The organism is Roseomonas sp. TAS13 (genome assembly GCF_001950415.1).
Taxonomy (GTDB): domain Bacteria; phylum Pseudomonadota; class Alphaproteobacteria; order Acetobacterales; family Acetobacteraceae; genus Roseomonas; species Roseomonas mucosa.
On record NZ_BDLP01000447.1, the window covers coordinates 1 to 3,144 of the forward strand.

3 protein-coding genes and 1 pseudogene are annotated in these 3,144 nt (G+C 71.9%); 2 read left to right on the forward strand and 2 right to left on the reverse strand.

Going from position 1 to position 3,144, the window contains the following annotated elements:
• Together ROTAS13_RS21830 and ROTAS13_RS21835 are read left to right on the forward strand one after the other, a co-directional pair.
• Positions 1-817, forward strand: an 817-nt coding sequence (locus tag ROTAS13_RS21830; RefSeq protein ID WP_171979198.1) for a L,D-transpeptidase family protein, incomplete at its 5' end; no start/stop codon positions are given.
• The gene (locus tag ROTAS13_RS21835; RefSeq protein ID WP_019460144.1) at positions 814-1,410 is read left to right on the forward strand and encodes a DUF882 domain-containing protein; all 597 of its coding nucleotides are present in this window, start codon (positions 814-816) and stop codon (positions 1,408-1,410) included. The genes ROTAS13_RS21830 and ROTAS13_RS21835, both read left to right, overlap by 4 nt.
• Positions 1,411-1,933: 523 nt before the next feature.
• On the opposite strand, the gene ROTAS13_RS21840 is transcribed toward ROTAS13_RS21835, so the two are convergent.
• Positions 1,934-2,467 (reverse strand): hypothetical protein, encoded by a 534-nt coding sequence (locus ROTAS13_RS21840; protein WP_075823404.1) that lies wholly within the window; start codon positions 2,465-2,467, stop codon positions 1,934-1,936.
• A 28-nt stretch (positions 2,468-2,495) separates the two neighbouring features.
• Positions 2,496-3,144, reverse strand: a pseudogene (locus ROTAS13_RS21845) (error-prone DNA polymerase); the annotation flags it as partial.

A 3,144-nucleotide genomic window follows, 5' to 3' on the forward strand; every position in this document is an offset into this window, starting at 1 on the left:
GGCGCAGCTCAACCGCCCGGCCTCGCAGCGGGTGGACCAGCTCCGCGTCGCGCTGGACATGCGCCGCGCCGCGCCGCGCCCGCCCGCGGGCCGCCGGATCGAGGTGAACATCCCCGATTTCCGGCTTTTCGCGCTGGAGGGAAGCCGCACCCTGCTGCGCATGAACGTGGTGGTCGGCCGTCCCGACCGCGCCACGCCGCTGCTGCGGGTCTCGATGACCACGGTGCAGTTCAACCCGCCCTGGGGCGTGCCCGCCCGCAACGCGCGCGAGGACCTGCTGCCGAAGTTCCGGCGCGACCCGAGGGCGATGGTGGCCAAGGGCTTCCGCCTCTTCGCCACGATCGACGGGGAGCGCGTGGAGGTCGATCCGACCACGGTGGACTGGGCCCGGATACGGCCCGACAACTTTCCCTATGCGGTGCGCCAGGATGCCGGGGATTCCAGCGCGCTCGGACGGCTGAAGTTCATCATGCCCAACAACGAAGACATCTACCTGCACGACACGCCGGACCGCTGGGCCTTCAACCGGCCCGACCGCGCCTTCTCGTCCGGCTGCATCCGACTGGAGCGACCCATGGAACTTCTCGACCTTGCCATGGATGGCATGGGCTGGGACCGGGAGCGCATGCAGCGCACCTTCGACACCCGGCAGACGATCAACGTGCCGCTGAAGCGGCCGATCCCGGTGCGGCTGATCTACAGCACCGCCGTGGTGGAGGAGGGGCGCCTGCGCCTGCGGCCCGACATCTACGGCCTCGACGCCGCCTATGCGCGGGAGATGGACCGCAGCGCCCCGCGCGTGGCGGCCGCCCGATGAGCCACCGTTCCCGCCTCGACTGCCCCTGCTGCGCGGACGCGGCCCGCAGCCCCGCCTTCCGCCGGCGGGAGGTGATCCGCGCCGCCCTGGGCGGCCTCGCCTGCGCCGCCGCCGCCACCCCCGTGCTGGCCGATTCCGGCCCCCCGCGCGTGCTGCGCATCCAGCGCGCCTATGCCGAGACGGACGACCAGTTCGAGGGCGTGTACTGGGAGAACGGCCGCTACGTCCGCACCGCGCTGCAGAAGCTGGACTACGTGCTGCGCGACCTGCCGACCGAGGAGGTGACGCCGATGGACCCGCGCCTCTTCGACGTGCTGCACGCCGTGGCGCAGCAGATGGATTCCGGCGAGCCCTTCCAGGTGATCAGCGGCTACCGCGCGCCGGAGCGCAACGCCAACCTGGCGCGGCAGTCGCGGCGCGTGTCCACCGCCTCGCTGCACATGTCCGGCATGGCGGCGGATGTGCGCCTGCCGGACCGCGATTCCTATGCCATGGCGCGGCTCGCGGCGGAGATGCAGATGGGTGGCGTCGGCCTGTACCGCCGCGACGGCTTCGTGCACCTGGATTGCGGCCAGCCCCGCCGCTGGGGCTGAGACGAAGGGCACACTGGCCACCCCCGGGGGAGAGGCCTCGCCTCTCGTCCCGGAACCCCCTCTCCGCCAGGACTCTTCGAGCCCTGGCCTCCGGGAGCCGGCGCCGGTCTCCCCCGGCCCGCGGGTTCCATCCCGCGGAACTGGCGGAAACAGCGGGCACCAGGGAAGAAGACAGAGACCCTGTCCGCGCTTGTGGCACCCGCGGTTGCCGGAAAGCGAGGCTCTCCGGCGCGAACTCCCTTGCTTGCCCGCCGATCACAGGTTATAGGAATAAAATCAACAGACCATCCCCGTTCCACTGCCGCCATGCGAGCCACGGCACCGCTCACCCCTGGCGCGGTTCTCAGGCAAGATCTGCCTGCCCCATAGGGCGGAGTCTGCATCCGACTGGGCGGATAAAAGACTAAAAGCCTAAAACTGCTAAAGCCCTAAAGTGACACGCACGGAGGTTCTGTCCAACCCTGGGCAGCCAGGCCGGACCCCCGCGCGTCCAGGCGCGATCCGCCCGTGGGGTGCGCCCGCCTCAGCCCATCCGGCCGCGCCCGGCATGGCCCGCCGTCGCGCGCCGCATCGGATGCGTCAGGCGCAGCCCGGCATGGCGCAGGGTCTGTCCGAGCGCCACGGCGGCGGCCAGGGCCGCGCCGGCCCGGGGCGTCGGCGCCAGCCGCAGGAAGATCGCCAGCGCCTCCCGCCGCGAGCCGCGCTGCGCCAGGGCAAGGGCCAGCAGCAGCGTTGCCTCGCCCGGCAGGACCCGGGGGCTGAGCAGGCAGCCCATCCCGCACGGGGCGCCGAGCTGTCGCAGCGCCTTGTCCAGATCGTCCCTGGCCTCGCCGATCCCCAGCGTCGCCAGCGGCGCCTGCATCGCCATGGCCGGGGAGCCGCCCTTCCGGGCCGCCTCCGACCAGCGCCGTATGGCCTCCAGCAGCACCGCCTCCGGTTCCGGCAATTCCTCCGGCGTGATTCCGAGCCAGGGCCAGCTGGGCAGTCCTTGAGTCGCCATCTCGGCCTCCTGCGCGTCGCGAAAGGACAGCTTGGGCCAGATGAGAACCGATCTCAAACAGCTTTCGGGGTTCGCGCCCGGTTTTTCAGTGGAAATCCCGCGATCGGCCCAACCGGGGAATGGCCCGGGGGATGGAAGACCGTGGCGAACCGCCCCGCCCGATCTCATCCGCCCGGGCAAGCTGGGTCTCCGCCGGAAAGGCGCCACCGGGCAGGTCGAGCCGGTGCAGGCCGTCCAGAATCGCCGAATGGTCCTCCAGCCGCCGCGCGATCAGGTGCAGGATCGGCACGGCGCCGCTGTCCTCGCGCTCCAGCCGCCCTTCCGCCACCAGCAGCCGCGCGCCCAGCACGGCGGGCCGGTGCGCCGCCACCACATCCGGATAGAGCACGAGGTTGGCGGTGCCATGCTCGTCCTCCACGGTGAAGAAGACCACGCCCTTCGAGGAGCCGGGACGCTGCCGCACCAGCACCAGCCCGGGCAGGCGGATGCGGGCGCCGCGTGGGGCATGGAGCAGGCTGCGCGTGTTCACCGGGCCGAGCCAGGGGCGCAGCAGGGCCAGCGGATGCGCGCGCAGGCTGAGCCCGGTGGCGCCCCAGTCCAGCGCCAGCCTCTCGCCATCGGTGAGCGGCGGCAGGGTGGGGGCGGCCTCGGCCGCGGCGGCGAAGAGCGGCAGCTCGTCCGGCGGCGGGGCTGTCTCTTGATCACATCTACGCACAGCTCTACCGTAAGGCGAA

Excerpts from the sequence above, each read along its gene's own strand:
- ROTAS13_RS21835 (WP_019460144.1), top strand. The coding sequence starts at position 814 with ATGAGCCACCGTTCCCGCCTCGACTGCCCCTGCTGCGCGGACGCGGCC.